This is a genomic window from Streptomyces sp. NBC_00016 (assembly GCF_045040885.1).
Lineage (GTDB): Bacteria > Actinomycetota > Actinomycetes > Streptomycetales > Streptomycetaceae > Streptomyces > Streptomyces coriariae.
This window is the reverse complement of sequence record NZ_CP108304.1, coordinates 2,876,551-2,902,090: the sequence shown is the minus strand read 5'-3', so window position 1 is coordinate 2,902,090 and position 25,540 is coordinate 2,876,551. Positions and strand designations below refer to the sequence as shown.

At 71.6% G+C, this 25,540-nt stretch carries 26 protein-coding genes; 12 read left to right on the top strand and 14 right to left on the bottom strand.

Annotated elements, in window-relative coordinates; all coding sequences use genetic code 11:
• The first annotated feature begins 171 nt into the window (after nucleotides 1–171).
• A complete protein-coding gene (locus OG933_RS12685) occupies nucleotides 172–1,149 on the top strand; it encodes a sugar ABC transporter substrate-binding protein (protein WP_362527875.1) in 978 nt (325 codons plus the stop codon).
• A 21-nt stretch (nucleotides 1,150–1,170) separates the two neighbouring features.
• Here the strand turns inward: OG933_RS12685 and OG933_RS12680 are convergent, their stop codons facing one another.
• The 8 genes from OG933_RS12680 to OG933_RS12645 form a co-directional block, all read right to left on the bottom strand.
• Nucleotides 1,171–1,599: a rhodanese-like domain-containing protein gene (locus OG933_RS12680; protein WP_020125044.1), complete on the bottom strand. Its 429-nt coding sequence runs from the start codon at nucleotides 1,597–1,599 to the stop codon at nucleotides 1,171–1,173.
• Complete coding sequence (locus OG933_RS12675) at nucleotides 1,596–2,126, bottom strand: cysteine dioxygenase (RefSeq protein WP_028806019.1); 531 nt, start codon at nucleotides 2,124–2,126, stop codon at nucleotides 1,596–1,598. Before OG933_RS12675 ends, OG933_RS12680 begins: the two co-directional genes overlap by 4 nt.
• Nucleotides 2,127–2,221: 95 nt before the next feature.
• The gene (locus tag OG933_RS12670) at nucleotides 2,222–2,293 is read right to left on the bottom strand and encodes a putative leader peptide (protein WP_309544753.1); all 72 of its coding nucleotides are present in this window, start codon (nucleotides 2,291–2,293) and stop codon (nucleotides 2,222–2,224) included.
• Nucleotides 2,294–2,551: 258 nt separating this feature from the next.
• Nucleotides 2,552–4,174: an FAD-dependent monooxygenase gene (locus OG933_RS12665; protein ID WP_405633365.1), complete on the bottom strand. Its 1,623-nt coding sequence runs from the start codon at nucleotides 4,172–4,174 to the stop codon at nucleotides 2,552–2,554.
• A 175-nt stretch (nucleotides 4,175–4,349) separates the two neighbouring features.
• Complete coding sequence (locus tag OG933_RS12660) at nucleotides 4,350–5,252, bottom strand: amino acid ABC transporter permease (RefSeq protein ID WP_362527869.1); 903 nt, start codon at nucleotides 5,250–5,252, stop codon at nucleotides 4,350–4,352.
• Nucleotides 5,249–5,914 carry an amino acid ABC transporter permease gene (locus tag OG933_RS12655; RefSeq protein WP_362527867.1) on the bottom strand — a complete coding sequence of 222 codons (666 nt, stop codon included), beginning with the start codon at nucleotides 5,912–5,914 and terminating at the stop codon, nucleotides 5,249–5,251. The genes OG933_RS12660 and OG933_RS12655 overlap by 4 nt, the downstream gene beginning before the upstream one ends.
• A gap of 109 nt (nucleotides 5,915–6,023) precedes the next feature.
• Nucleotides 6,024–6,884: a glutamate ABC transporter substrate-binding protein gene (locus OG933_RS12650; RefSeq protein WP_362527865.1), complete on the bottom strand. Its 861-nt coding sequence runs from the start codon at nucleotides 6,882–6,884 to the stop codon at nucleotides 6,024–6,026.
• Nucleotides 6,885–6,946: 62 nt separating this feature from the next.
• A complete protein-coding gene (locus OG933_RS12645; protein ID WP_054243698.1) occupies nucleotides 6,947–7,723 on the bottom strand; it encodes an amino acid ABC transporter ATP-binding protein in 777 nt (258 codons plus the stop codon).
• Nucleotides 7,724–8,037: 314 nt separating this feature from the next.
• Between OG933_RS12645 and OG933_RS12640 the strand changes: the two genes are divergently transcribed.
• The gene (locus OG933_RS12640) at nucleotides 8,038–8,724 is read left to right on the top strand and encodes a response regulator transcription factor (RefSeq protein ID WP_028806022.1); all 687 of its coding nucleotides are present in this window, start codon (nucleotides 8,038–8,040) and stop codon (nucleotides 8,722–8,724) included.
• 12 nt (nucleotides 8,725–8,736) lie between these two features.
• Entirely contained in the window at nucleotides 8,737–10,143 is a 1,407-nt protein-coding gene (locus OG933_RS12635; RefSeq protein WP_405627112.1) for an ATP-binding protein, read from the top strand.
• 9 nt (nucleotides 10,144–10,152) lie between these two features.
• Here OG933_RS12635 and OG933_RS12630 read toward each other — a convergent pair whose 3' ends face one another.
• A complete protein-coding gene (locus OG933_RS12630; RefSeq protein WP_362527859.1) occupies nucleotides 10,153–11,151 on the bottom strand; it encodes a TAXI family TRAP transporter solute-binding subunit in 999 nt (332 codons plus the stop codon).
• A 99-nt stretch (nucleotides 11,152–11,250) separates the two neighbouring features.
• On the opposite strand from OG933_RS12630, the gene OG933_RS12625 reads away from it, so the two are divergent.
• Complete coding sequence (locus tag OG933_RS12625; RefSeq protein ID WP_054243695.1) at nucleotides 11,251–11,658, top strand: MazG nucleotide pyrophosphohydrolase domain-containing protein; 408 nt, start codon at nucleotides 11,251–11,253, stop codon at nucleotides 11,656–11,658.
• Nucleotides 11,659–11,672: 14 nt separating this feature from the next.
• Here the strand turns inward: OG933_RS12625 and OG933_RS12620 are convergent, their stop codons facing one another.
• The 3 genes from OG933_RS12620 to OG933_RS12610 all read right to left on the bottom strand — a co-directional run bounded on the left by OG933_RS12620 (nucleotide 11,673) and on the right by OG933_RS12610 (nucleotide 15,138).
• A complete protein-coding gene (locus tag OG933_RS12620; RefSeq protein WP_405627110.1) occupies nucleotides 11,673–13,097 on the bottom strand; it encodes a hypothetical protein in 1,425 nt (474 codons plus the stop codon).
• Between the two features lie 327 nt (nucleotides 13,098–13,424).
• Nucleotides 13,425–14,648 (bottom strand): cation:proton antiporter, encoded by a 1,224-nt coding sequence (locus OG933_RS12615; RefSeq protein WP_362527853.1) that lies wholly within the window; start codon nucleotides 14,646–14,648, stop codon nucleotides 13,425–13,427.
• A 4-nt stretch (nucleotides 14,649–14,652) separates the two neighbouring features.
• Nucleotides 14,653–15,138, bottom strand: coding sequence for a cation:proton antiporter regulatory subunit (locus OG933_RS12610; RefSeq protein WP_057605650.1), 486 nt, complete (start codon nucleotides 15,136–15,138; stop codon nucleotides 14,653–14,655).
• Nucleotides 15,139–15,409: 271 nt separating this feature from the next.
• Between OG933_RS12610 and OG933_RS12605 the strand changes: the two genes are divergently transcribed.
• From OG933_RS12605 to OG933_RS12590, 4 genes are all read left to right on the top strand, one after another.
• Nucleotides 15,410–16,399, top strand: coding sequence for a sensor histidine kinase (locus OG933_RS12605; RefSeq protein ID WP_405627109.1), 990 nt, complete (start codon nucleotides 15,410–15,412; stop codon nucleotides 16,397–16,399).
• On the top strand, nucleotides 16,399–17,097 hold the full coding sequence (locus OG933_RS12600) for a response regulator (RefSeq protein ID WP_405627108.1): 699 nt from the start codon (nucleotides 16,399–16,401) through the stop codon (nucleotides 17,095–17,097). The genes OG933_RS12605 and OG933_RS12600 overlap by 1 nt, the downstream gene beginning before the upstream one ends.
• 88 nt (nucleotides 17,098–17,185) lie before the next feature.
• Nucleotides 17,186–18,715, top strand: a complete 1,530-nt coding sequence (gene miaB / locus OG933_RS12595; protein WP_362527844.1) for a tRNA (N6-isopentenyl adenosine(37)-C2)-methylthiotransferase MiaB — start codon at nucleotides 17,186–17,188, stop codon at nucleotides 18,713–18,715.
• 61 nt (nucleotides 18,716–18,776) lie between these two features.
• Nucleotides 18,777–19,493 carry a class III extradiol dioxygenase subunit B-like domain-containing protein gene (locus OG933_RS12590; protein ID WP_405627107.1) on the top strand — a complete coding sequence of 239 codons (717 nt, stop codon included), beginning with the start codon at nucleotides 18,777–18,779 and terminating at the stop codon, nucleotides 19,491–19,493.
• Nucleotides 19,494–19,639: 146 nt separating this feature from the next.
• On the opposite strand, the gene OG933_RS12585 is transcribed toward OG933_RS12590, so the two are convergent.
• Together OG933_RS12585 and OG933_RS12580 are read right to left on the bottom strand one after the other, a co-directional pair.
• Nucleotides 19,640–19,909, bottom strand: coding sequence for an antitoxin (locus OG933_RS12585; protein ID WP_028806026.1), 270 nt, complete (start codon nucleotides 19,907–19,909; stop codon nucleotides 19,640–19,642).
• Between the two features lie 24 nt (nucleotides 19,910–19,933).
• Nucleotides 19,934–20,245 (bottom strand): hypothetical protein, encoded by a 312-nt coding sequence (locus tag OG933_RS12580; protein ID WP_362527836.1) that lies wholly within the window; start codon nucleotides 20,243–20,245, stop codon nucleotides 19,934–19,936.
• 181 nt (nucleotides 20,246–20,426) lie between these two features.
• Here OG933_RS12580 and miaA point away from each other — a divergent pair, with 181 nt between their 5' ends.
• The 4 genes from miaA (at nucleotide 20,427) to OG933_RS12560 (ending at nucleotide 25,422) form a co-directional block, all read left to right on the top strand.
• Nucleotides 20,427–21,365, top strand: a complete 939-nt coding sequence (miaA, locus tag OG933_RS12575; RefSeq protein WP_362527833.1) for a tRNA (adenosine(37)-N6)-dimethylallyltransferase MiaA — start codon at nucleotides 20,427–20,429, stop codon at nucleotides 21,363–21,365.
• A 108-nt stretch (nucleotides 21,366–21,473) separates the two neighbouring features.
• Nucleotides 21,474–21,983: a hypothetical protein gene (locus OG933_RS12570; protein WP_054243684.1), complete on the top strand. Its 510-nt coding sequence runs from the start codon at nucleotides 21,474–21,476 to the stop codon at nucleotides 21,981–21,983.
• Between the two features lie 73 nt (nucleotides 21,984–22,056).
• Entirely contained in the window at nucleotides 22,057–22,926 is an 870-nt protein-coding gene (gene dapF, locus OG933_RS12565) for a diaminopimelate epimerase (RefSeq protein WP_405627106.1), read from the top strand.
• A 300-nt stretch (nucleotides 22,927–23,226) separates the two neighbouring features.
• A complete protein-coding gene (locus tag OG933_RS12560; protein WP_405627105.1) occupies nucleotides 23,227–25,422 on the top strand; it encodes a RelA/SpoT family protein in 2,196 nt (731 codons plus the stop codon).
• The last annotated feature ends 118 nt before the right edge of the window (nucleotides 25,423–25,540 follow it).

Sequence of the window (25,540 nt, the reverse complement as noted above, 5' to 3'; positions counted from 1 at the left end):
CCCCCGTCCTTCTGCCGGGAGGCGTGATCTCCGAGACCCCCGGGGAGCGCAGGATTACCTTGCGCTCCCGGAGGGGTGAGCTCGCCCGGCCTGCCGGTACCGTCTGCTGCCGCCAACCCCCTTCTGACTTGCGGGGGTTGTCTCCCGCACCTCCTGAAAGGCGGCCCCGCCATGCCCGTGCCCACCCGCTCCCGAAGACCGCTCGTCGTGTCGGTCCTCGGCGCCGGTCTGCTGCTCACCGGCTGTGGAGTGTGGCCCTCGCAGGCCACGGCACCAGCGGACGCGGTCAAGGGGAGGATCACGCTGGGCTTCGTCAACGGCGGTACCACCGAGTTCCATACGTGCCTTCAGGAGTCCGTCGAGAAGACGGCCCGCAACAACGGCGTCCATCTCTTCACGGCCAACTCGCGCCAGGACGGCGACACGGAGGTCTCCAACATCGAGGCCATGATCGCCCGCAAGGTGGACGCGCTGATCGTGCAGACCGTCGACGTCGAGGCCCTCAAGGGGGACATCGCGGAGGCGAAGGCAGCCGGGGTGCCGATCTTCCTCACCTCGGTCGCCCCCGACGACACGTCCGACCTGTTGGGGGCCGTCGTGGTCGATCTGAAGGAGGTGGGGGAGCTGGACGCCGAGTGGATCGAGCGGGACGCCGCCGGCCGCGCGGTGAGCGTCGCGGTGATCGCGGGAGCCCCCGGTGCCGCCTCCGACCTGCTCACCGAGGCCTTCACCCAGAAGCTGCCGGACAATGCCGAGGTGGTCGCGAGCCGGCCCGGCATGTACGACCCCGTCAAGGCGCGGACGGTAGCCGCGGCCATGATCAAGGACAATCCCGGCCTGGACTACGCCTTCGTCGCCAATGAGGAGATGGCGTTCGCCGCCCGTAAGGCCTTCGACGCGGCCGGGGCCGAGGATGTCAGGATCGTGACGGTGAACGGCACCGACGAGGCACTGGCCGCGCTCAAGGCCGGCAGCCTCGCCGCCACGGTCTCCAACTCGGCCGCGGACACCGGTGAACTGGCGGTGCAGAACGTCGTCTCCCTGCTCCGCAAGGACCAGAGGGCCGACAGGATCGACAAGACGCCCGTCCGCCTGGTCACCCGGGACAACGCGGACACGGCCCCGCTGTACTGCCCGCCGCGGGACTGAGCCCGGCGCGCCGCAGCCCCGCTACGACGTCACGGGGAGCCCCGCCGCCCGCCACGCCTGGAAACCGCCGACGAGGTCGGTGGCCCGGTGCAGCCCCAGTTGGTGCAGGGAAGCGGCGGCCAGGCTCGACGCGTAGCCCTCGTTGCAGATCACGACCGCCCGTACGTCATGACTCGTGGCTTCGGGGAGGCGGTGACTGCCCTGGGGGTCGAGGCGCCACTCCAGTTCGTTGCGCTCGACGACCAGGGCACCGGGGATCAGACCGTCCCGCTCGCGCAGGGCCGCGTACCGGATGTCGATCAGCAGTGCCTCACCCGCGCGGGCGGCCTCGTACGCCTCTCGCGCCTCCACGCGCGCGTACCCCGCACGCACCCGCTCGAGCAGCTCGTCCACGCCCGTCGGCCGCTCGCCGTCGGGTCGCCGCTCCTGAGGTATGACCGGGCCGCTCACTGCCAGTCCTCCGGGCGCTCGACCTGCTCCAGCCGCAGCACGTGTCCCGTACGGCTGTAGCGGCGGATGCGCGGCAGCGGGGGGTAGTAGGCGTGGACGGAGACGGCGTGTTCCTCGGTGGACCGGTTGAGGACCTCGTGGACGTGGTGTCGTCCGAAGGAGCGGCCCCGGCCGGCCGGCAGTGTGCGCTCCCGGTCCACGTCGTCCGTCAGCTCCAGGGTCTTCCAGCCGTCGGTGGGCAGCCGCGCGGCGAGCGAGTACTCCTTCAGCTCACCTTGTGCGGTCAGGAAGGCGCCGACCGAGTCGGCGTGGTCGTGCCAGCCGGTGCCGGTGCCGGGCGGCCAGCCGATCAGCCAGGCCTCGCTGCCGCCGGGGCCCTCCAGGCGCACCCAGGTGCGGCCCTCCGGGTCGAGCGGGAGCGAGGCGATCAGCTCGGCGTCGGCTGCCGTGCGCCGGACGAAGTCGAGGAGGTCCGCCTGCGATGGTGCGGCGACGGCGGTGCTGGGCACGGGGGAAGAGACAGACATGGAGACCGTCCTGAGAACGTTCGCGGGGAGCGCGCGGCCGCGCACGGGGTGAGGTGCGCATCGGCGGCACGCGCCGGTGGGACAGGGATGCGAATTCAGCAGGACGGGCGACACACGCAGCCCGCATAGCGGACGAGGTCCATATGGACCCTCCGCCACAGGCGCACATCGGTGTCGGTCACGATCCGGAGTACACCACGCCGGTGCACCCCGGTCAACTCACTGTCACCATGTGGACCGCACAGTCACAGCCGGTGCGATCGTACGTTTGTCGGCACGGCTCTCTTTCTGTCCCATCGGGTTCTCCCCCTCCGGTCGTCCTCCGGTAGTCCTCCGGTTCTCGGCGGGTCGTCGGCCGGTCGTCCCACGGTTCTCGTGCGGGCGGGCGCCGGGTGGGGTCCCGTCCCTTGGCCGGGGCCGTACCGTCACTTGGCCGCGGAGCCCGCCGTGGCCCCCGCGTCGGACGTCTCCCGTGCCCCCGTGGGCCCGCCCACCGTCGCCTCCGCCGCCGCGTACAGGTCGGCCGCGCGTACTCCGTTGAGCGCGGTGACCAGATGGCCGTCGGGCCGGATCAGCAGGACGGTGTGCGCGGCAGCGCCCGGATAGCTCTCGGCCACCAGCAGCTCGGCCGGGCTCGGCAGGGCCGTCACCGCGGCGGCGAGCCGGGGCATGATCCCGGCGCCCACCCAGTGCCTGCGCTCCCACACGCCGGTGCCGGGTGCGATCAGCAGGACGAGCAGGGCGCCGCGCCCCAGCCGGTCCCGCAGCCGTACGAACGAGCCGTCCTCCGCGGTCACGCGCACGTCCTCGACCGGTGCGCCGGGAGGCGTGTCCACCGGCACCTCCGCCTCCAGATGCCGGGGCGCGAGCGGCGAGCCGTCGTAGGTGCCCGGCGCGCCCAGCGGACCGCGGCCCAGGTGACCGTCGGTGAGCAGCACGTCGTGACCGCGGGCCGTGCCGGGGACGTACGCCCTTATCCCCGCGCCGCCGCGCAGCACCGGCAGTGCCTGGTCGGCGGCGCGCAGCCGGGCGGCGACGGCCGCGCGCCGCTCCGCCTGGTAGCTGTCGAGCAGCGCCTCGTGCGACCCGTGATGCCAGGCCAGGGCCAGCTTCCAGGCCAGGTTGTCGGCGTCCCGCAGGCCCTCGTCGAGGCCCTGGGTGCCGAACGCGCCGAGCAGATGCGCGGCGTCCCCGGCGACGAAGACCCGCCCCACGCGCCAGCGGCGGGCCAGTCGGTGGTGCACGGTGTGGACACCGGTGTCGAGCAGCTCGTAGGCGGGTGTGGAACCGCCGCTCCAGCCCGCCAGCGTCTCGCGGATGCGGGCCACCAGCAGCTCGGGCGTGACGAGGTCCTTGCCGGGCGGCAGCAGCCAGTCCAGGCGCCAGACGCCGTCCGGCAGCGGGCGTCCGGTGACTTCCCCGGCGGAGGGACCGGACACCCGCCACGGCGGTGTCCGATGGAGCAACGCCTCGTCGGGCCACGGAAGTTCCGTGCGCAGCGCCGCTACGGCGTGTCGTTCCACCGCGGTACGGCCGGGAAAGCGGATGTCGAGGAGTTTGCGGACGGTGGAGCGAGGGCCGTCGCAGCCGACCAGATGGCTGCCCCGCCACCAGGTGCCCTGAGGGCCGCGCGTGTGGGCCGTGACACCGGAAGGTTCCTGCTCGATGCCGTCCAGGCGGCTGTCCACGGCGATCTTCACCAGCCGCTGGCTCACGAGGGCGGCGCGCAGGACGCCCGTCAGCACATGCTGGGCGATGTGCAGGGGAGCGGGATCCGTTGCGTCGTCGAACCTGACCTCGCGTGTCACCTGCTTGCGCCGCATCGACCGCCATCCGGCCCAGTGGACCCCGGCCCCGTCGAGGGACGTTCCGGTGAGCCGCTCGATCAGGGCCGCGGTGTCCTCGCGCAGGACGACGGTGCGCGCGAGCCGTGGTTCGTCCTTGCCGGGGCCCTCGTCGAGGACCACGGACGGCACCTGCTGGCGCGCCAGCGCCAGGGCGAGCGTGAGCCCCACCGGCCCCGCTCCGACGATGATCACCGGGTCCACGGCGTGCCGCCCCCTGCCCACGACGGTGTCCTCAGGGACGTAAGGGAACAAGAGGTAGGAGCAGGGTGCACGATCACAGAACGTATGCAACCCATTGCCGCTGCTTGCGTCAAGTGACGGAGGCAGCGGCGCGCACGCCACTGCCTCCGTACAGGTCACACCACTTGAGCGGGCGTCAGGCGGACGCGCCGCTTCCGAAGCCGCCGCCGACCTCCGCCGCGTTCAGGTCGTCCACCTTGTCGACGCCGAGCACCGCGCCCGTGCTGCGCTTGCTGCGCCGCAGGTAGCGCTCCAGCCAGCTCGCGAAGCTGGTGAGGATGAAGTTCAGCACGATGAACATGATCGCGACGACGATGAAGCTCGGGATCACGTTGGCGTAGTTGGCCGCCAGCGTGCCGCGGGAGTTGAGCAGCTCGGGGAACCCGAGCATCACACCGCCGAGCGCGGTGTCCTTCACGATGACCACCAGCTGGCTGACGATCGCCGGGAGCATCGCGGTGACCGCCTGCGGAAGCAGGATGCTGGTCATCGTCTGGCCCTTGCGCAGGCCGATCGCGTACGCGGCCTCCGTCTGTCCCTTGGGCAGGGAGAGAATGCCGGCCCGGACGACCTCGGCGAGGACCGAGGCGTTGTAGAGCACCAGGCCGGTGACGACGGCGTAGAGGGGCCGGTCCTCGCTGGTGACGTCCGTGGAGCGGGCGTAGAACTCGTTGGCGAACAGCATCAGCAGCAGTACCGGGATCGACCGGAAGAACTCGACCACCGTGCCGGACACGGCCCGCACCCACCGGTGGTCGGACATGCGGGCGATACCGAAGACCGCGCCGAGCGGAAGGGCGATCACCATGGAGAGCGCGGCCGCTTTGAGCGTGTTCTCGAGGCCGGGCAGCAGGTACGTCGTCCAGGCCTCGGACTCGGTGAACGGCTTCCACAGCGCGGAGGTGAGCTGGTCCTTCTCGTCCATCTTCTGCCACACCCACCACAGGAGCAGGGCGAGGAGGACGAAGAAGACCACCGAGAAGAGGACGTTGCGCCGCTTGGCGCGGGGGCCGGGAGTGTCGTAGAGGACCGAGCTCATCGCTTCACCGCCAGTCGCTTGCTGAGCCAGCCGAGGATGAGGCCGGTCGGCAGGGTCAGTACCACGAAGCCGAAAGCGAAGACCGCGCCGATGAGCAGCGTCTGCGCCTCGTTCTCGATCATCGTCTTCATCAGGTAGGCGGCCTCGGCGACGCCGATGGCGGCCGCCACCGTGGTGTTCTTGGTCAGGGCGATCAGGACGTTGGCCAGCGGGCCGATGACCGAGCGGAACGCCTGCGGCAGCACGATGAGCGTCAGGGTCTGGGTGAAGCTCAGCCCGATGGCCCGGGCCGCCTCCGCCTGCCCCATGGGCACCGTGTTGATGCCGGAGCGGATCGCCTCGCACACGAAGGCCGCGGTGTAGGCGGACAGACCGAGCACGGCGAGCCGGAAGCCCTGGATCTTGAAGTCCTGGGCGCCCAGGGTCATTCCGAAGACGTCGGCCAGGCCGAGCGAGCTGAAGAGGATGATGACCGTCAGGGGGATGTTCCGGACGATGTTGACGTAGGCGGTGCCGAACCCGCGCATCAGCGGGACCGGGCTGACCCGCATCCCGGCCAGCAGGGTGCCCCAGACCAGGGAGCCCACGGCGGAGAGGGCGGTGAGCTTCACCGTCATCCAGAACGCCCCTAGGACGTCGTAACCTTCAAGAAAGTCGAACACGATCTCCCGCGCTTCCGGGTGGGTGGCCTATGTGGAGGGCGGGGCGCGCCGCCGCCGTGATCGCGACGGACGGCGGCGCACCGCGAATACCCCGCTTGCTGAGCTGTGGTTACGAGGCGTTCGGGACGATGACGCCGATCTTCGGGGCAGGCTCGTTCTTGTAGCCGGCCGGGCCGAAGTTGGCGTCGACGGCCTTCTGCCAGGCGCCGTCGCTGACCATCTGCTCCAGCGCCTTGTTGATCTTGTCCACGGTCGCGGAGTCGCCCTTCTTGACGCCGACGCCGTAGTTCTCGTTGCTGAGCTTCAGGCCCGCGAGCTTGAACTTGCCCTTGTACTGCTCCTGCGAGGCGAAGCCGGCGAGGATCGAGTCGTCGGTGGTGACCGCGTCCACGGAGCCGTTCTGGAGACCGGCGATGCACTCCGAGTAGGAGCTCACCTCCTTGAGGTTCGCCTTGGGCGCGATCGACTTCTGCACGTTCTGCGCCGAGGTCGAACCGGTCACGGAACACAGGTTCTTGCCGTTGAGGTCGTCACCCTTGGCGATCTTCGAGTCCGACTTGACCAGCAGGTCCTGGTGGGCCAGCAGGTACGGACCGGCGAAGTCGACCTTCTGCTTGCGCTCGTCGTTGATCGAGTAGGTGGCCGCGATGAACTTCACGTCACCGCGCGCGAGGGCGTTCTCGCGGTCGGCGCTCTTGGTCTCGACGAACTCGATCTGGTCCGGCTCGTAGCCGAGCTGCTTGGCGACGTAGGTCGCGACGTCCACGTCGAAGCCGGCGAAGGACCCGTCGGGCTTCTTCAGACCGAGGCCGGGCTGGTCGTACTTGATGCCGACCTTGATCTTGCCGCTGCCGCCGCTGGAGCTGCTGCTGCCGCTGTCGTCCTTGTTGTCGTCGCCGCCGCAGGCGGTGGCGGTCAGGGCGAGGACGAGGGCTGCGGCGGAGGCGGCGGTGACCTTGCGAAGCTTCATGAGGAACTTCCTTAGAAGAGTGGTGAAGTACTGCGTGCGGTGCGGGTTCCGTCAGATGCAGGTCAGTGGTGCAGGATCTTCGACAGGAAGTCCTTGGCACGGTCGCTGCGCGGATTGCTGAAGAACTGGTCGGGCGCAGCCTCTTCGACGATGCGTCCGTCCGCCATGAACACCACGCGGTTTGCAGCCGATCGTGCGAAACCCATCTCGTGGGTGACGACGATCATCGTCATGCCGTCCCGGGCCAGCTGCTGCATGACTTCGAGGACCTCGTTGATCATCTCGGGGTCCAGAGCCGACGTCGGCTCGTCGAAGAGCATGACCTTCGGGTCCATCGCCAGCGCCCGCGCGATGGCGACGCGCTGCTGCTGACCGCCGGAGAGCTGCGCGGGGTACTTGTCGGCCTGGGTGGCCACACCGACCCGGTCGAGGAGGGCGCGCGCCTTCTCCTCGGCCTTCTTCTTGTCGGTCTTGCGGACCTTGATCTGGCCGAGCATCACGTTCTCGAGCACGGTCTTGTGCGCGAACAGGTTGAACGACTGGAACACCATGCCGACGTCGGCGCGCAACCGGGCCAGTGCCTTGCCCTCCTGGGGCAGCGGCTTCCCGTCGATGGTGATCGCGCCCTCGTCGATCGTCTCCAGGCGGTTGATGGTGCGGCACAGGGTCGACTTGCCGGACCCGGAGGGTCCGATGACCACGACGACCTCGCCGCGGTCGATCGTGAGGTCGATGTCCTGGAGAACGTGCAACGCGCCGAAGTGCTTGTTGACGCTCCTCAGGACGACCAGTTCACCGCTCGCGACCGCGTCTTCCTTGGTCACCGATACTTCGGTCATCGCTCTGGTGCTCCGTCCTCCTCGGTTTCGGAGGACAGTAGTGACCTGCCGCGACCAGCGTCATTACATCTGAGGGGAATCTGAGCATCACGATCCGATAGCAATCGGACACGTGTCGTAGCACTTGTGACCTGCGGGCGTATCGGGCGGATAACGGTGGCCCGGTGCAACCGGAACCCTCTTGACGGCGTCCTCGTCCATCAGCGTGACTGCCATGATGCACACACGCGTGTGCCCGCGTTTTCCCGACCGGAGAACCGAACGCCTGTTTTAGTGAGTCAGACCGTATGCCCGATGAACCGGAGGAGGCCGGCATGAGACTGCTGCTCGTCGAGGACGACAACCACGTCGCCGCCGCGCTGTCCGCGGTCCTGAAGCGGCACGGTTTCGACGTCACCCACGCGCGCAGTGGCGAGGAGGCCCTCCAGGCGCTCGTCCCGGAGGGCCCCGGCTTCGGGGTCGTGCTGCTCGACCTGGGCCTTCCCGACCAGGACGGGTACGAGGTCTGCGGCAAGATCCGCAAGCGCACCGCCACGCCGGTGATCATGGTGACCGCCCGCTCCGACGTGCGCTCGCGCATCCACGGCCTCAACCTGGGCGCCGACGACTACGTGGTGAAGCCGTACGACACCGGGGAACTGCTCGCCCGTATCCACGCCGTCAGCCGCCGTACCGTCCACGAGGACCCGGAGGCCGGCGGGGAGGACGCGCTGCTCCTGGGCCCCGTGCACATCGAACTGCCCACCCGGCGCGTCACGGTGGACGGTGCGGTCGTCCAGCTGACCCGCAAGGAGTTCGACCTGCTGGCGCTGCTCGCCCAGCGTCCCGGTGTGGTCTTCCGCCGGGAACAGATCATCAGTGAGGTGTGGCGCACCAGCTGGGAGGGGACCGGGCGCACCCTGGAGGTGCACGTGGCCTCGCTGCGCGCCAAGCTGCGCATGCCCGCGCTGATCGAGACCGTGCGCGGCGTCGGCTACCGGCTCGTCGCCCCGGGCGCGTAGCGGGGACCGCGGTTGCGTACTCGTCTCCTGCCGCTGCTCATCGTGCTGATGGCGGCCGTGCTGCTGGCCCTCGGGGTGCCGCTGGCCGTCAGCGTGGCGGGCGCCCAACAGCAGAACGTGGTCGTCGACCGCATCGACGACACCGCGCGGTTCGCCGCGCTCGCCCAGTTCGTCACCGCCTCGTCGGGCGTCAACGACTCCGCGTCGGCCACGAACGAGCGACGCGCGACGCTCAGCCGGGAGCTCGACAGCTACTACGACGTCTACGGCATTCGTGCCGGTGTCTTCTACGGCACCGACACCCCCATGGCTCATGCCCCGAGGGACTGGTACCTCCCCGAAACGGGGGAGGTGCGGGAAGCCTTCGAGGAGGCGCTGCTCAGCCGTCGCAGCCACGACCCCCGGCAGGTGTGGCCATGGCAGCGCAACCGGCTCGTCGTGGCCTCGCCGGTCATCCGGGACGGTGATGTCGTCGCCGTCGTCGTCACCGACTCGCCCACCGGGCCGATGCGGTCGCGGATCCTGCACGGCTGGCTGGTGGTCGGCGCGGGCGAGATCGCCGCGATGCTGCTGGCCATCGGTGCCGCCCTGCGGCTGACCGGCTGGGTGCTGCGGCCGGTGCGGGTCCTGGACGCCACCACCCACGAGATCGCGAGCGGCCGCCTGAAGTCCCGGGTCGCGGTGGCCGGCGGGCCCCCGGAACTCCGGCGACTGGCCGGGGCGTTCAACGAGATGGCGGACAACGTCGAGGACGTGCTGGAGCAGCAGCGCGCCTTCGTCGCCGACGCCTCGCACCAACTGCGCAACCCGCTCGCCGCACTGCTGCTGCGCATCGAACTGCTCGGGTACGAGCTCCCGGAGGGCAACGAGGAGATCGCCTCCGTCCAGAACGAGGGCAAGCGCCTGGCCCAGGTCCTGGACGACCTGCTCGACCTGGCCCTGGCCGAGCACGCGGAGGCCGACCTGCGGGTCACCGACATCGGCGCGCTGGCCACCGAGCGCGTGGCCGCCTGGGCCCCCACCGCCGCGGCCAAGGGTGTCCGGCTGATCGGCGACTGCCCGCCCACCACGGCATGGGCCGACCCGGTGACGCTGTCCAGCGCGCTGGACGCCGTGATCGACAACGCGGTGAAGTTCACCCCGGAGGGAGAGAGCGTCACGGTCACGGTCACGGCCGACGGCGAGACCTCGACCGTCGTCGTCACCGACAACGGGCCCGGGCTGACCGACGAGGAACTCACCCGCGTGGGCGACCGTTTCTGGCGCAGCGGCCGCCACCAGAACATCAAGGGCTCGGGTCTGGGCCTGTCCATCTCCCGCGCCCTGCTCGCGGCGGGCGGCGGCTCCCTCTCGTACGGCCATCACGAGCCCAGTGGGCTGACGGCGACCGTGTCGGTGCCGAGGGCGCCGGCGTCGTAGCCAGGGTCCTCAAGGCTTGACGGAGCGGTAGTAGCGCCGGGCGCCCTCGTGCAGCTTGAGCGGGTCGGTGTAGATGGCCGTACGCAGGTCGACCAGCTGCGCGGAGTGCACATGCGCACCGATGCCGTCCCGGCTCTTGATCACGGTCCGGGTCAGCCACTCGGTGAGCCGGGGCGCCATGTCCGTCCGGGTCATCAGCAGGTTGGACACCGCGATCGTCGCCACGGTCGAGCCGTTCTGGATGGTGGGGTACGCCGACTCCGGCATGTTCGTGGCCCGGTAGAACCCGGTGGAGTCGTCCTGGTCGTGCATCTTGGCGACCAGGTCGGGGCCGATCGGCACGAACCGGAAGGTGAAGGTGTCGGCCAGCTTCTCCAGCCCGGCCGTCGGCACCCCGCCGGACCAGAAGAAGGCGTCGATCTTGCCCTTCTTCAGCTCCTCGGGGCCGGTGTCGATGCCCTGCGACACGGCCGTGATGTCCTTCGCCGGGTCCAGGCCCGCCGCCTTGAGCACCCGCTCGGCGATCAGTCGCACGCCCGAGCGGGGCAGCCCGGTCGCCACGGTCCTGCCCCGCAGGTCGGCGACGGACCGGACGTCGGAGTCACGCGGCACCACGAGCTGGACGTAGTCGTCGTACAGGCGGGCCACCCCGCGCAGCCGGGCGGCCGAGCCGGGGTGCTGCCGTTCGTACGTCTCCACCGCGTCGGCCGCGGCGATCGTGAAGTCGGCCTCGCCGGTCGCCACGCGCGCGACGTTCTCCTGCGATCCGTTGCTGGTCGACAGCTTCACGTCCAGGTCGGGCATGTCACGGGCGAGCTCCGCGCGCAGGCGGCTGCCGTACTCGTAGTAGACGCCGCTCGTCGTGCCCGTGCTGAAGGTGATCGACCCGCTCGGCGGGTCCTCGCCCAGCGGCAGCAGCCACCACAGCAGCAGCCCGAGGACGACGACACCGGCTGCCGTGCCCTGGAGGGCACGGCGCCTGCCGATACGGGAGAACAACGGGGACATGGGCGCGATCCTGCCAGCCGGAACGCGGTGCTGACCAGGGCGGGGCTCACAGGGCCGGTTCCGGACCGGAGTGTCAGTGGCCGTCGTTACAGTCGGTGCATGAGTTCCTCGCCCGCCGAACTGGTCCGTGAGTTCCACCGCGCCTTCGGGCTCGACGCCCGCAGCACGCCGACGGAGGTGTCGCCCCGCCTCGCCGCGCACCGTGGCGAGCTCCTCGCCGAGGAGGCGGCGGAGGTCGCCGAGGTGTCGGTGAGCGGCCCGCTGGACCGGCTCGCGCACGAGCTGGCCGACGTCGTCTACGTCGCCTACGGCACGGCCCTGGTGCACGGGATCGATCTCGACGCGGTGCTCGCCGAGATCCACCGGTCCAACATGAGCAAGCTGGGCCCCGACGGCCAGGTCGCCCGTCGTGCCGACGGCAAGGTCCTCAAGGGGGAGCACTACGAGATACCGGACGTGTCCGCGGTGCTGCGCCGCCAGGGGTGGACCCCCGGCGGCGCGGCCTGAGGCCGGTGGACCGGTCAGGAGGGTGACCCGCCGCCCGCCAGCTTCCACTCCCGGTGCAGCGCGCCCAGCGGGATGTCCCGCTGGAACACCGGCGTGCCGAAGATCGTCAGCTGGAGCCGCAGGGTGCCGCTCAGGTCGACACCGCCGTACACGGCCCAGGAACCGTCGGCGTCGAACACCGAGTCGGTGCCGGTGACCGTGCCGGTGCCCTCGCCGCGGACATAGGGCGCCAGATCGGCGACGACGCCGACGCTGCCGTACAGGCCGACCGTGGCCTGGGCGCCGAGGGCCGCCCGCACGCTGCCGGCGGTGGTGACGGAGGTGTGCACCGGCGTGCTCTTCATGTCCGAGGAGCTGACGGGGGTCCAGCCCCGGCCGAGGCCGAAGGTGCCGCCCGCCTCGAAGTCGCCCTGGAGGCTCTGCTCCACGTCGACGGTGATCCTGCCGTCGCCGCTCACCTGGATGTAGCAGGTCAGGTCCAGGTTGACCACGACGGGCACCGGGCCGACCTGGAGGACCGGATCCGCGTGCAGGGTGGCGAAGGGGATCCGCACCGGCGTGGCGGAGGCGCCCGCGCGGCCCTTGAGTGACCAGCCCGAGGTCCAGTCGCCGGACACCCCCAGGTACGCGGAGGCGGGCGCGGCGTCGGCGCCCTCGCCGCCGTAGCGGAAGTCGACCTGCGGGGCGACCTGCACGAAGCCGGAGACGGAGGCGGCCGCCGACGCGGACGCCTTCCCGACGGTCGGAAGGTCGGCCCGCACGTCGAGCCGCAGGCTGCCGAGCGGAACCGTCGCTCCCTCCGGGCCCACGTGCGCGTCGGCCGTCTTCGACCAGGAGACGTCGACGTCGGGCAGCAGCTCGTCGATGTCGAACGCGGCCGGGTCGACCGGCACGCTGCCCTTGGCGGTGTCGTCCCCGAGCAGCGCGTTGAGCCGGGCCGGGGCGGTCTGCACCTCCGTGCCCTCGTCGGTCTCGCCGATCACCTTCGTGACCTCGGCGAGGAGCCCGTTCGGCGCGCCCGGCGCCGGGGCGCTGGCGATGACGTCGCCGACGGCGGTGCGGTGCGGTGCCGCCGACGCGCTCGGCGAGGTCGAGGGGGAAGAGGGGCTCGAGGACGAGGAGGAATTCGTGGCAGAGGGCGTGGCCGAGGGCGAGGACGCGGCGTCCGAGGAGACGACGGCCCGTCGGGTCCTGCTGTCGTAGGAGCTGACGCTGAGCTTCGTCCGGTGGGCCCGTCCGTCGGAGTCACCGGGGCGGGCCGTGGCGGTCGCGGTGCTGCCCGTCGGTGCGGCGGCCACCGCCAGCGAGCGGTCCGCGGTGGAGGCGGCGGTCTCGGCGTCGGCCTGACGGGCGGCCGTCGAGGAGGAGGGTCCTGCCTGTGAGGAGGGGGAGGAGCAGCCCGCGGCGAGGAGGAGGGCGGATGCGGCTAAGGCGGGCATGAGGGCACGGGAGTGCCTCGTGCGTCTGCGCAAGGTCGGTCCTGGAGGTGGGGGTGAGGGAAAGGGGGACCGGCCGGGCAACTGTTTCCTACTGGCCGGTAACGAGCCATGAGCATGCCATGGCGGTCTCCTGGCCACTCCGTGATCCGGACACGCTGTGGTGTGACGTGTGCCACGGGGCGCCGTGAGCGTCGTGTGCGCCCGGAGTGCGGTCCGGGCGCACACCGCGTCCCCGTGGCGCACCTCGGTCGCGCACCTCAGTCACTCACCTCGGTCGCTCACCTCGGTCGCTCACCTCGGTCGCTCACCTCAGTTCAGTCGCTCACCTCAGTCGCGCACCGCCGTCTGCGTCCTCGCCTCGGGAAGTCGCTCGGTGGTGCCGTGGTCGGGAGGCGTCCGGCGCCGCGCCCACCAAGCCGCCAGTGGCTCCGTGTAGCGGGCCGTCAGCGGGCCCAGCACGACCAGGATCAGGACGTACGCCGTGGCCAGCGGTCCGAGAGAAGGCTCGATCCCCGCGGTCACCGCCAGCCCCGCGATGACGATCGAGAACTCCCCGCGCGCGACCAGCGCGCCGCCCGCACGCCAGCGCCCCTTGACCGAGATCCCGGACCGCCGGGCCGCCCAGTAGCCGGTGGCGATCTTGGTCGTGGCGGTGACGACGGCCAGCGCGAGGGCGGGCAGCAGGACGGGAGGGATGCTCGCCGGGTCGGTGTGCAGCCCGAAGAAGACGAAGAAGACGGCGGCGAACAGGTCGCGCAGCGGGCTCAGCAGCGTGTGCGCGCCCTCGGCGACCTCTCCGGACAGGGCGATGCCCACCAGGAACGCCCCCACGGCAGCCGACACCTGGAGTTGCTGCGCCACACCGGCGACCAGGATGGTGAGCCCGAGCACGACGAGCAGCAGCTTCTCCGGGTCGTCGCTCGACACGAACCGGGAGATGACCCGGCCGTAGCGCACCGCCGCGAACAGCACGAGCCCCGCGACGCCCAGCGCGATCGCCAGGGTGACGCTGCCGGCCGCCAGCCCGACCCCGGCCACCAGGGCGGTGACGATGGGCAGGTAGACCGCCATGGCCAGGTCCTCGAGGACCAGCACGCTGAGGATCACCGGGGTCTCCCGGTTACCGACCCGGCCCAGGTCGCCCAGCACCTTGGCGATCACCCCGGACGAGGAGATCCACGTGACGCCCGCCAGCACCACGGCCGCCACCGGCCCCCAGCCCAGCAGCAGCGCGGCGGCCGCGCCCGGCAGGGCGTTGAGGGCGCAGTCGACGAGACCGGCCGGATAGTGGGCCTTGAGGTTGGAGACCAGATCGCTGGCCGTGTACTCCAGGCCGAGCATCAGCAGCAACAGGATGACGCCGATCTCGGCACCGGTGGCGACGAACTCCTCGCTCGCGCCGAGCGGGAGCAGCCCGCCCTCGCCGAAGGCCAGACCGGACAGCAGGTACAGCGGGATCGGCGAGAACCGGAAACGGGCGGCGAACCGGCCGAGCAGGCCGAGGCCGAGGATGATGGAACCGAACTCGATCAGCAGGACTGCGGAGTGCACTCGATCACTCCCGACCGAGTATGGCCGCGGCCGCGTCCACACCTTCGCGGGTGCCGATGACGATGAGGGTGTCGCCGCCCGCCAGACGGAAGTCCGGTGTCGGGGACGGGATCGCCTCGGCCCGCCGCAGCACCGCGACGATGGAGGTGCCGGTCTCCGTGCGCATCCGGGTGTCGCCCAGCAGGCGCCCGTTCCAGCGCGAGGTCGCCGCGACCTCGACGCGCTCGGCGACCAGCCCCAGGTCCGTCGTGTACAGCAGGCTCGCGCTGTGGTGGGACGGCATCAGCGCGTCGATCAGCGAGCCCGCCTCGGCACCGGTCAGCCGCAGGGAATGGGCGCAGGAGTCGGGGTCGTCCGCCTGATAGAGACCGACCGTCCGCGTGCCGTCGCGGTGGGCCACCACGGACAGGTGGCGCTGCTCCCGCGTCACGAGGTCGTACTGGACTCCGATGCCTGGCAGCGGTGTCGTCCGGAGGCGTGGAGCAGACACGTTTCTTCCCCTTGCTGGTCGTAGCTGGTCGTTTCCTGTGACGTCTGGGACGTGTGCCCAAAACCGCCATGCTGCCATCCCCCCGTACGGTGACGACATGGGTGTCGTGACGGATGGACAGGGCCGGCGGTGGGCGGAGAGGCTGGTCACGGCAGTGCCCTGGAGAAGCAGAGGAGCGGCGCGAGCCGCGCGAGACGGACGCGACGGACGCGACGGACGCGACAAGCGAGTCGGTCGAGTAGGTCGAGTAGGGCAAGGAGGAGCCGCGCACATGTCACTGTTCTGGCGGATCTTCGTGCTCGACGCCGTCGGCCTGATCGTCGCGGCCGCGCTGCTGCTGGGCCCGGTCACCGTCTCCACGCCCATACTGCCGGGCGAGGTGCTCGTCGTGGTCGCGGGTCTGGCCGCGCTGCTGACCGTCAACGCGGTCGTGCTGCGCGTAGGGCTGGCCCCGCTGGGGCGGCTGGGACGGGCCATGGCCGACGCCGACCTGCTGCACCCCGGGGCCCGTGCCGTGGTCTCGGGACCGGTCGAGACGGCCGAGCTGATCACGACGTACAACGCCATGCTGGACCGGCTGGAGGCCGAGCGCGCCGCCAGCGCGGCCGGGGCGCTGTCCGCCCAGGAACGCGAGCGCCACCGGATCGCCCGTGAACTCCACGACGAGGTCGGCCAGACCCTCACCGCCGTGTTGCTCCAGCTCAAGCGCGTCGCCGACCGGGCCCCGCGGGACCTGCGCGAGGAGCTGGGCCAGGCACAGGAGGCCACCCGGGCCGGCCTCGACGAGATCCGCCGTATCGCCCGTCGGCTGCGCCCGGGCGTCCTCGACGAACTCGGACTGCTCAGCGCCCTGCGCTCGCTCGCGGGCGAGTTCACCACCCATGGACTGACGGTGCGCCACGACCTTCGCACCGGCCTGCCCCCGCTGACCGAGGAGACGGAACTCGTGCTCTACCGCGTGGCCCAGGAGGCCCTCACCAACACCGCCCGGCACTCCGGCGCCGACCGCGCCGAGCTGCGCCTGCGCCCGGTCACCGACGGCGTCGAGCTCCTCGTACAGGACAACGGGCGGGGTCTGGGCGCGGCGGCCGGGGAGGGCGCCGGGATCCGGGGGATGCGGGAGCGGGCCCTGTTGATCGGCGCGACCCTCACGGTGTCGTCGAGGGCCGACGACGGCGGGACGGGCGGGACGGACATACGGCTGCGGGCGGCCGCGAGGGCCGGCCGGGCGGACGCGGCGGCCCCTGCGGGAGGCCGCTGATGGCGGACGGCACAGCACCGGCCGCACCCGGGTCGGCGCCCTCTGCGACCCGCGTCCTGCTCGCCGACGACCACACCCTGGTACGCCGGGGGGTGCGGCTCATCCTGGACGGCGAGCCCGATCTGACGGTGGTCGCCGAGGCCGGGGACGGCGCCGAGGCGGTCGAGCGCGCCCGGGCCGGGGACATCGACTTGGCCGTCCTCGACGTGGCCATGCCCCGGATGACCGGTCTTCAGGCGGCCCGGGAACTCTCCCGCCGCCTCCCGGCCCTGCGCATCCTCATCCTGACGATGTACGACAACGAGCAGTACTTCTTCGAGGCGCTCAAGGCCGGAGCCGGCGGGTACGTCCTGAAGTCGGTCGCCGACCGGGACCTGGTCGAGGCGTGCCGGGCGGTGGTGCGGGACGAGCCGTTCATCTATCCGGGCGCGGAGCGGGCCCTGGTCCGCTCGTACCTGGACCGGCTGCACCGCGGCGACGGTGTCGACGGGCTGCCCGAGCGGCCCATCACCGAGCGCGAGGAGGAGATCCTCAAGCTCGTCGCGGAGGGGCACACCTCCAGGGAGATCGGCGCGCTGCTGTTCATCAGCGCCAAGACGGTGGAACGGCACCGCGCCAACCTCCTGCACAAACTCGGCATGCGCGACCGCCTGGAGCTCACCCGCTACGCGATCCGCGCGGGCCTGATCGACCCCTGACGCCCTGACGCCCTGAGAGCCTGGCGGCGGAGGGCGCGGAGGAAGCCGGACGGGCGGGCGTTCTTCGGGGAGCGCCTACCCTTGAGCCATGACCAGCAGCAGCGACCGGAGCCTCGCAGTGGACGTTCACACACCCAAGAGCTATGAGATCCGCACCTATGGGTGCCAGATGAACGTCCATGACTCCGAGCGATTGTCCGGGCTGCTCGAAGAAGCCGGGTATGTGCGCGCCCCCGAGGGGTCCGACGGTGACGCGGACGTCGTCGTCTTCAACACCTGCGCGGTGCGCGAGAACGCCGACAACCGCCTCTACGGCAACCTCGGCCGGCTCGCGCCGAGGAAGGCGAGCCGTCCCGGGATGCAGATCGCGGTCGGCGGCTGTCTCGCCCAGAAGGACCGCGACACCATCGTGAAGAAGGCGCCCTGGGTGGACGTCGTCTTCGGCACGCACAACATCGGCAAGCTCCCGGTCCTGCTGGAACGCGCGCGCGTGCAGGAAGAGGCCCAGGTCGAGATCGCCGAGTCGCTCGAGGCCTTCCCCTCCACCCTGCCGACGCGGCGCGAGAGCGCCTACGCGGCGTGGGTGTCGATCTCCGTCGGCTGCAACAACACCTGCACCTTCTGCATCGTCCCGGCCCTGCGGGGCAAGGAGAAGGACCGCCGCACCGGCGACATCCTCGCCGAGATCGAGGCGCTGGTCGGCGAGGGCGTCTCCGAGATCACCCTGCTCGGTCAGAACGTCAACGCCTACGGCTCCGACATCGGCGACCGCGAGGCCTTCAGCAAGCTGCTCCGCGCGTGCGGCGCGATCGAGGGCCTGGAGCGCGTCCGCTTCACCTCCCCGCACCCGCGCGACTTCACCGAGGACGTCATCGCGGCCATGGCCGAGACGCCCAACGTGATGCCTCAGCTGCACATGCCCCTCCAGTCCGGCTCTGACACGGTCCTGAAGGCGATGCGCCGGTCGTACCGGCAGGAGCGCTACCTGGGGATCATCGAGAAGGTGCGCGCCGCCATCCCGCACGCGGCGATCACCACCGACATCATCGTGGGCTTCCCCGGCGAGACCGAGGAGGACTTCGAGCAGACCCTGCACGCGGTCCGCGAGGCCCGTTTCGCGCAGGCGTTCACCTTCCAGTACTCCAAGCGCCCCGGCACCCCGGCCGCGACCATGGAGAACCAGATCCCCAAGGAGGTCGTGCAGGCGCGCTACGAGCGTCTTGTCGCCCTTCAGGAGGAGATCTCCTGGGAGGAGAACAAGAAGCAGGTCGGCCGCACCCTGGAGCTGATGGTGGCCGAGGGCGAGGGCCGCAAGGACGGCGCCACCCACCGCCTGTCCGGCCGCGCCGCCGACAACCGCCTGGTCCACTTCACCAAGCCGGAGCAGGAGGTGCGCCCCGGCGATGTCGTGACCGTCGAGGTGACGTACGCCGCCCCGCATCACCTCCTGGCCGAGGGCCCCGTCCTGGAGGTGCGCCGCACGCGCGCGGGGGACGCCTGGGAGAAGCGCACCGCCGAGAAGGCGGCGAAGCCGGCCGGTGTCCTGCTCGGCCTGCCCAAGATCGGCGTGCCCGCGCCGCTGCCGGTGGCCACGGGCAGCGGCTGCGGCTGCGACTGACAGTCGACGCCACGCCCGGTCGGTGGCCCCGTGGGTCCGGTACGGGGTTACCCTGCCGATCATGCTTGTCGCCGCCGCAGTCTGTCCCTGTCCGCCCCTGCTGGTAACCGAGGTCGCCGCGGGCGCCGCTGCCGAGCTGGACACCGCGCGAGCCGCTTGCTCGGACGCGCTGGCCGTGCTGGCCGCCGCCCGGCCGGACCGGCTCGTGGTCGTCGGGCCGGCCGAGCAGTCCGGGCGTGGCCCGCACCCGGAGGGCAGCCGGGGTTCGTTCGCCGGCTTCGGGGTGGATCTCGCCGTACGGCTGGGCCGGGGCGGCGGGGACCCGCCGTCCGCACGCGAACTGCCGCCGTCCCTCGCCGTCGCCGCCTGGCTGCTCGACCGGACGGAGTGGTCGGCCGCCCCCGTCGAGGGACTCGGCGTCGGGGAACCGCTCGCGGCCGACCGGTGCGTCGAAGTCGGCCGGGGCATCGGCGCGGCGGCGGACCGGGTCGCGCTGCTGGTCATGGGCGACGCCAGCGCGTGCCGGACGCTGAAGGCGCCGGGCTACCTCGACGAGCGTGCGGCACCGTTCGACGCCGAGGTCGCACGGGCGCTCGGCACGGCGGACCTCGCGGCCCTCAAGGCGCTGGACGCCGAGCTGGCGTACGAGCTCAAGGCCTCGGGCCGGGCGCCCTGGCAGGTGCTGGCGGGCGCGGCCGAGGACGCCGGACTGGCGGGCGCGCTGCTCTACGAGGACGCCCCCTACGGGGTGGGATACGTGGTCGCGACCTGGTCGTAGGCGGTCGGACGGCGGCGTCGTACGGCTACCGGCCGAGCGGCGTCGTACGGCTACCGGCCGAGCGCCGACCGGTGGAACGGCGGACGGCCGCGGGCGTTTCCGCCGCGCGGCCGTCCGCCGATCGATGGGCCGGCGTGAGGTGCTGCTCAGGAGGCCGGCGGGGGAGTGCTCGGCGGGGTGAAGGTGTCGCCGCCTCCGGCGGGTCCGTCCTTGTGCGCGAGCCGGTCCATGGCGCCCTTGGCCTTGCCGGTGCCCGACTGGATCCGGTCGCTGTACTTGCCCTTGGTCTTCTCGTCGACGACCTTCGCGGCCTTGTCGAGACCGTGCTGGACCTTGTCCCCGTGCTGTTGGGCGAGGCCCGAGACCTTGCCCTTGGCCGGGGAGAGTCTGGCCTTCAAATTGTCCAAAAGACCCATGGAGCACCTTCCTCGCGGGTTCCGCTACGTGCGGGCGCCTTCGCCCGCTTCGCTGTCGGCCGCCTCTTCGGCGGACTGCTGCCGGGGAATCTCGACCCCGTCGGTGCCGGCCACGGCAACCGGTTCCGTCGTCTTTTCCGTCTCCGGCTCGGCCGCGTTCCCGGCCTTCTCGGCCCCGGGCCCGGCCTCGGCCGACTCCTGCGTCGGCTCGCCCGTCCGCTCCGCCCCGACGCCGTCCGCCGGAGTCCCGGTCGATGCGTCGGCGGCGCTCGCCGTCTCCGCCGTCGCCTCCTCCGTCGCCTTCGACCTCCGGAAAATTCGCGCCAATACGCCCATATCCACTCCATACGGTACTCGTGCGGGCGAAATCCCGCGTTGGCCGGTGCGTCCGTTTGCGTCACCGGGGTCACCGCCTCCGCGAAGGGCGACGGGAATCTCGCAACGGGCAACGACCTCCGAGCGACGTCGTCACGTAACTCGTTCGAGGGCGGTGGTCGGGGTTTGCGAGACTGGTGCCGTGAGCAGCGCACCCCCCGCCCCCCACGTCATCGCCGTCGTCGGACCGACCGCGGCCGGAAAGTCCGATCTGGGCGTTTTCCTGGCCCAACGGCTCGGCGGCGAGGTCGTCAACGCCGACTCCATGCAGCTCTACCGAGGGATGGACATCGGTACCGCCAAGCTGACGCCCGAGGAGCGCGGCGGTGTCCCGCACCACCTCCTGGACGTCTGGGACGTGACGGAGACCGCCTCCGTCGCCGAATACCAGCGGCTGGCCCGGGAAAGGATCGACGCCCTGCTCGCCGAGGGCCGCTGGCCGATCCTCGTCGGCGGCTCCGGGCTGTACGTCCGTGGCGCCGTCGACAACCTGGAGTTTCCCGGCACCGACCCCGAGGTCCGGGCCCGGCTGGAGGAGGAGCTCACGCTGCGCGGTTCAGGTGCGCTGCACGCCCGGCTGGCCGCCGCCGACCCCGAGGCCGCGCACGCCATCCTGCCCGGCAACGGCCGCCGTATCGTGCGGGCCCTCGAGGTGATCGAGATCACCGGCAAGCCCTTCACGGCCAACCTGCCCGGTCACGACTCGGTCTACGACACCGTCCAGATCGGGGTCGACGTGGCGCGCCCCGAACTCGACGAGCGCATCGCCCGCCGCGTCGACCGGATGTGGGACGCGGGGCTGGTGGAGGAGGTCCGCGCGCTGGAGGCGCAGGGCCTGCGTGAGGGGCGCACCGCCTCGCGAGCGCTCGGCTACCAGCAGGTCCTCACCGCCCTGACCGGCGAGTGCACACAGGACGCGGCGCGCGCCGAGACGGTCCGTGCCACCAAGCGCTTCGCGCGCCGTCAGGATTCGTGGTTCAGGCGCGATCCGCGGGTGCACTGGTTGAGTGGGGCCGCGGCTGACCTCACAGAACTTCCGGAGCTCGCGCTGGCGTTGGTGGAACGACCGGTCACAGCCTGATCACGTCATGGCATCGGGACGCCCAGGCCGTCATCCGGGCATCCAACGCCGTGCCATCATCGAGCTTCGATCGACCAAGTGGAGTCCGAGTTGGGAGGGCGCGTGGCGATGGAGGCCGGCCCTCGCGACACCGCAAAAGGCACCGAGCACCTCACCACCGAGCGTGGTGAACCGGAGCCCGAGGAAGGCAGTCTGAGCCCCGACGGGCCGGACGAGGACGACACCCGGGACGGCGTGAGCGACGACGGTCCCGAGCCCGAGGAGATGTTCGCGGGCGGACCCGAGGTCGAGGTCGAGCTGCGCCCGCAGCGCCGGCTCCGGATCTGGCAGCTCGCGCCCATCGTGGCGCTGGCCGCCGGCGGTTCCCTGATGTTCGCCTTCCCGCTGGCCTTCGACTTCGGTGACAGCGGCGCCATGATCGCCATGCTCGGGCTGCTGATCTGCTCCTGCGCGGCCGGCTGGGGCATGATGGCCGCGCGCCGCGTGGGTTACACGTGGCCCGGTCTGCCCCAGCGCGGCTCCGGGCGCCGTCCCGACTGGCGGGTGGTCCTCGCGTACGTCGTGATGGTCGCCGCGGTGGTGGCCCTGGCCGTCGGGCGGGTCGCCCGGCTGCGCTGAGCTCCACGCGCGCGTGCTCACCGGCGCTGCCGCCCCGGGTCGGGGTGTCCTGGCCACCCCGTACGATCGAGGAATGAGCACGCGGATCGCCTTCCTCAAGGGTCACGGCACCGAGAACGACTTCGTGATCGTCCCGGACCCCGAGAACGCCATCGACCTCCCCCCGGCCGTCGTCGCCGCCCTGTGCGACCGCCGCGCGGGCATCGGCGGTGACGGGCTGCTGCACGTCGTACGGTCCGTCGCGCACCCGGAGGCGAAGGACATGGCGGCCGAGGCGGAGTGGTTCATGGACTACCGCAACGGCGACGGCTCCGTCGCGGAGATGTGCGGCAACGGCGTCCGGGTGTTCGCGCGCTACCTCCAGTACGCCGGGCTCGTCACCGAGGGCGACATCGCGGTCGCCACGCGCGGGGGCGTGAAGCGCGCGCACCTCGACAAGGAGGGTGACGTCACCGTCGGCATGGGCAGGGCCCGCCTCCCCGAAGGGGACGTCACGGTGAGCGTCGGCGAGCGCAGCTGGCCCGCGCGGAACGTGAACATGGGCAACCCGCACGCCGTCGCCTTCGTGGCGGACCTCGCGCACGCGGGCGACCTGTCGGCCCCGCCGCCGTTCAGCCCCGCCTCGGCGTACCCGGACGGGGTCAACGTCGAGTTCGTCGTGGACCGCGGTCCGCAGCATGTCGCCCTGCGCGTGCACGAGCGCGGGGCCGGCGAGACCCGCTCGTGCGGCACGGGCGCGTGCGCCGTCGCCGTGGCGGCCGCGCGCCGGGACGGCGCCGACCCGGTGGCCACCGGTGTGCCGGCGACGTACGTCGTGGATGTCCCCGGCGGACGCCTGGTGATCACCGAGCGGCCCGACGGCGAGATCGAGATGACCGGGCCCGCAGTGATCGTGGCCACAGGCGAGATCGATCCGGAGTGGCTGGAAACGGTCGCCCGCTGAGTCCACGGAGGCTTGGCATCGGAGGCGGGAGCGGCCTGTCGACCCGAAGGGCCGCCCCCGGGAGTCCGGCCGTGGGATCGAATTCACGATCGAGATCAGGCCGGGTGGCTCAAAACCGTAAACCCCCGATCCGTCGCTCGAATGGGTGATCCGTTTCACGCTCGGCGAGAGGCGGTCAGTCGCGGGTGGTGGGCTCGGTAGCATCAAGCACCGGCCCGGACGGGGGACCGTTCGCCAGTCCCCTGAGCCGTGTCCGCCCTGGGACACCCCGTCCGCCGGTCCACGCAGCCGGAGGTGCCCATGAGTGCGGAGGCCACGAATCCCGCGACCCCAGGCCCGGTAGTGCCTTCAGCGCCCCGCAGGCGCAGTCGCCCCCGGATCGACCTGCGTCGCCTCGGCCGGGCGGCGCTGCTCGGCCCGGCCTCCCGCGGCCGGCTGCCCGACGCGATCGGTCACGTGGTCGAGGCGCATCGCGCCCACCACCCCGACGCCGACCTCGAACCGCTGCACCGCGCCTATGTGCTCGCCGAGTCCTCGCACCGCGGCCAGATGCGCAAGAGCGGCGAGCCCTACATCACCCACCCGCTCGCCGTGACCCTGATCCTCGCCGAACTCGGCGCGGAGACCACGGCCCTGACGGCCTCGCTGCTCCACGACACCGTCGAGGACACCGATGTGACGCTCGATCAGGTCGGCGAGGAGTTCGGCGCCGAGGTGCGTTATCTCGTCGACGGCGTCACGAAGTTGGAGAAGGTCGACTACGGCGCGGCCGCCGAGCCCGAGACCTTCCGCAAGATGCTCGTCGCCACCGGCAACGACGTCCGAGTGATGTCGATCAAACTCGCCGACCGGCTGCACAACATGCGCACCCTGGGCGTGATGCGGCCCGAGAAACAGGAACGCATCGCCAAGGTCACCCGCGACGTCCTCATCCCGCTCGCCGAACGCCTCGGTGTCCAGGCCCTCAAGACCGAGCTGGAAGACCTCGTCTTCGCGATCCTCCATCCCGAGGAGTACCAGCACACCCGCGAACTGATCGTCGACAACGCCTCCCGCGCGGACGACCCCCTCGCGGAGTTCGCCGAGGCGATGCGCACGGTCCTGCGCGACGCCGACATCCAGGCCGAAGTCCTCATCCGGCCACGGCACTTCGTCTCCGTGCACCGCGCGTCCCGCAAGCGCGGCCGGATGCGGGGCGCCGACTTCGGCCGGCTGCTGGTGCTGGTGAACGAGGACGCCGACTGTTACGCCGTCCTGGGCGAACTGCACACCTGTATGACGCCGGTCGTCTCGGAGTTCAAGGACTTCATCGCGGTTCCCAAGTTCAACCTGTACCAGTCGCTGCACACCGCCGTCGCCCGCGAGGACGGCCAGGTCGCCGAAGTCCTCATCCGCACCCACCAGATGCACAAGGTCGCCGAGGCCGGCGTCATCGCCCTCGGCAATCCCTACACGGCTCCCGCGGAGGAGCAGGCCCGGGGGCGGGTCCCGGCCGACGAGGAACGCGTCGACCCGACCCGGCCCGGCTGGCTCTCCCGCCTCCTGGACTGGCAGGAGGCCGCGCCCGATCCCGACACCTTCTGGTCCACCCTGCGCGAGGACCTCGCCCAGGACCGCGAGATCACCGTCTTCCGCCCCGACGGCGGCACGCTCGGCCTGCCCGACGGCGCCACCTGCGTCGACGCCGCGTACGCGCAGTACGGCGAGGACGCCCACGCCTGCATCGGCGCCCGGGTGAACGGCCGTCTGGCGACCCTCAGCACCGTTCTGCGGGACGGCGACACCGTCCAGCTGCTCATGGGCCAGGACCCCGCCTCGGAACCCTCCAGGGAGTGGCTGGAGCACGCCCACACCCCCGCCGCCCGCATCGCCATCCAACGGTGGCTGGCGACGCACCCCGCCCCGGCCGAGCACGAGGGCGCGGAGCCGGCGGAGAACTCCGGGGCCACCAAGGCCACCAAGGCCGCCGAGGCGACCGCCCGGCCCGCGGCCGACACGGCCACGCCGGACGCCCCCGTCTCGCGGCCCGGCGCCGCGATCACCGTCGTCGACCGGCCCGACGCGAGCGTCCGGCTCGCCGGGTGCTGCACGCCCGTGCCCTTCGACGAGGTCACCGGCTTCGCGGTACGCGGGGGAGTGGTGACCGTGCACCGCGCCGAGTGTTCCGCCGTGGCGCGCATGGCCAACGCAGGGCGCGAAGAGGTCGACGTGCGCTGGGGCGACACCAGCGGCTGCCGGGTGACCCTGGTCGCCGAATCGTTCGGCCGCCCCCATCTGCTCGCCGACCTCACCGAGGCCATGGCACTGGAGGGCGCCGAGATCGTCTCCGCGACCGTCGAGCCCCCGAGCCAGCAGCGGGTGCGCCACACGTACACCGTGCAACTCCCGGACGCCGGCCACCTGCCCACCCTCCTGCGCGCCATGCGGAACGTGCCCGGCGTCTACGACGTGGGCCGCGCGCAGCATCACGCTCCCGCCTCCCCGGAACCGGCGTAGGCCCTGCCCACGCGCGCGTGACATGGACGGCCTACGCCGGTGTCCACGCGCGCGTGGAGCGAGCGCGCGGCGCGCGGTCGTCCTCCCGAGCGTCAAGCACGTGCGCGTGCGCAACCCG

Coding starts and splice junctions, on each gene's coding strand:
- OG933_RS12685 (WP_362527875.1), top strand. CDS start 172: ATGCCCGTGCCCACCCGCTCCCGAAGACCGCTCGTCGTGTCGGTCCTC.
- OG933_RS12675 (WP_028806019.1), bottom strand. CDS start 2,126: ATGTCTGTCTCTTCCCCCGTGCCCAGCACCGCCGTCGCCGCACCATCG.
- OG933_RS12660 (WP_362527869.1), bottom strand. CDS start 5,252: ATGAGCTCGGTCCTCTACGACACTCCCGGCCCCCGCGCCAAGCGGCGC.
- OG933_RS12650 (WP_362527865.1), bottom strand. CDS start 6,884: ATGAAGCTTCGCAAGGTCACCGCCGCCTCCGCCGCAGCCCTCGTCCTC.
- OG933_RS12645 (WP_054243698.1), bottom strand. CDS start 7,723: ATGACCGAAGTATCGGTGACCAAGGAAGACGCGGTCGCGAGCGGTGAA.
- OG933_RS12640 (WP_028806022.1), top strand. CDS start 8,038: ATGAGACTGCTGCTCGTCGAGGACGACAACCACGTCGCCGCCGCGCTG.
- OG933_RS12630 (WP_362527859.1), bottom strand. CDS start 11,151: ATGTCCCCGTTGTTCTCCCGTATCGGCAGGCGCCGTGCCCTCCAGGGC.
- OG933_RS12625 (WP_054243695.1), top strand. CDS start 11,251: ATGAGTTCCTCGCCCGCCGAACTGGTCCGTGAGTTCCACCGCGCCTTC.
- OG933_RS12620 (WP_405627110.1), bottom strand. CDS start 13,097: ATGCCCGCCTTAGCCGCATCCGCCCTCCTCCTCGCCGCGGGCTGCTCC.
- OG933_RS12605 (WP_405627109.1), top strand. CDS start 15,410: ATGTCACTGTTCTGGCGGATCTTCGTGCTCGACGCCGTCGGCCTGATC.
- OG933_RS12600 (WP_405627108.1), top strand. CDS start 16,399: ATGGCGGACGGCACAGCACCGGCCGCACCCGGGTCGGCGCCCTCTGCG.
- miaB (WP_362527844.1), top strand. CDS start 17,186: ATGACCAGCAGCAGCGACCGGAGCCTCGCAGTGGACGTTCACACACCC.
- OG933_RS12590 (WP_405627107.1), top strand. CDS start 18,777: ATGCTTGTCGCCGCCGCAGTCTGTCCCTGTCCGCCCCTGCTGGTAACC.
- OG933_RS12585 (WP_028806026.1), bottom strand. CDS start 19,909: ATGGGTCTTTTGGACAATTTGAAGGCCAGACTCTCCCCGGCCAAGGGC.
- OG933_RS12580 (WP_362527836.1), bottom strand. CDS start 20,245: ATGGGCGTATTGGCGCGAATTTTCCGGAGGTCGAAGGCGACGGAGGAG.
- OG933_RS12570 (WP_054243684.1), top strand. CDS start 21,474: ATGGAGGCCGGCCCTCGCGACACCGCAAAAGGCACCGAGCACCTCACC.
- dapF (WP_405627106.1), top strand. CDS start 22,057: ATGAGCACGCGGATCGCCTTCCTCAAGGGTCACGGCACCGAGAACGAC.
- OG933_RS12560 (WP_405627105.1), top strand. CDS start 23,227: ATGAGTGCGGAGGCCACGAATCCCGCGACCCCAGGCCCGGTAGTGCCT.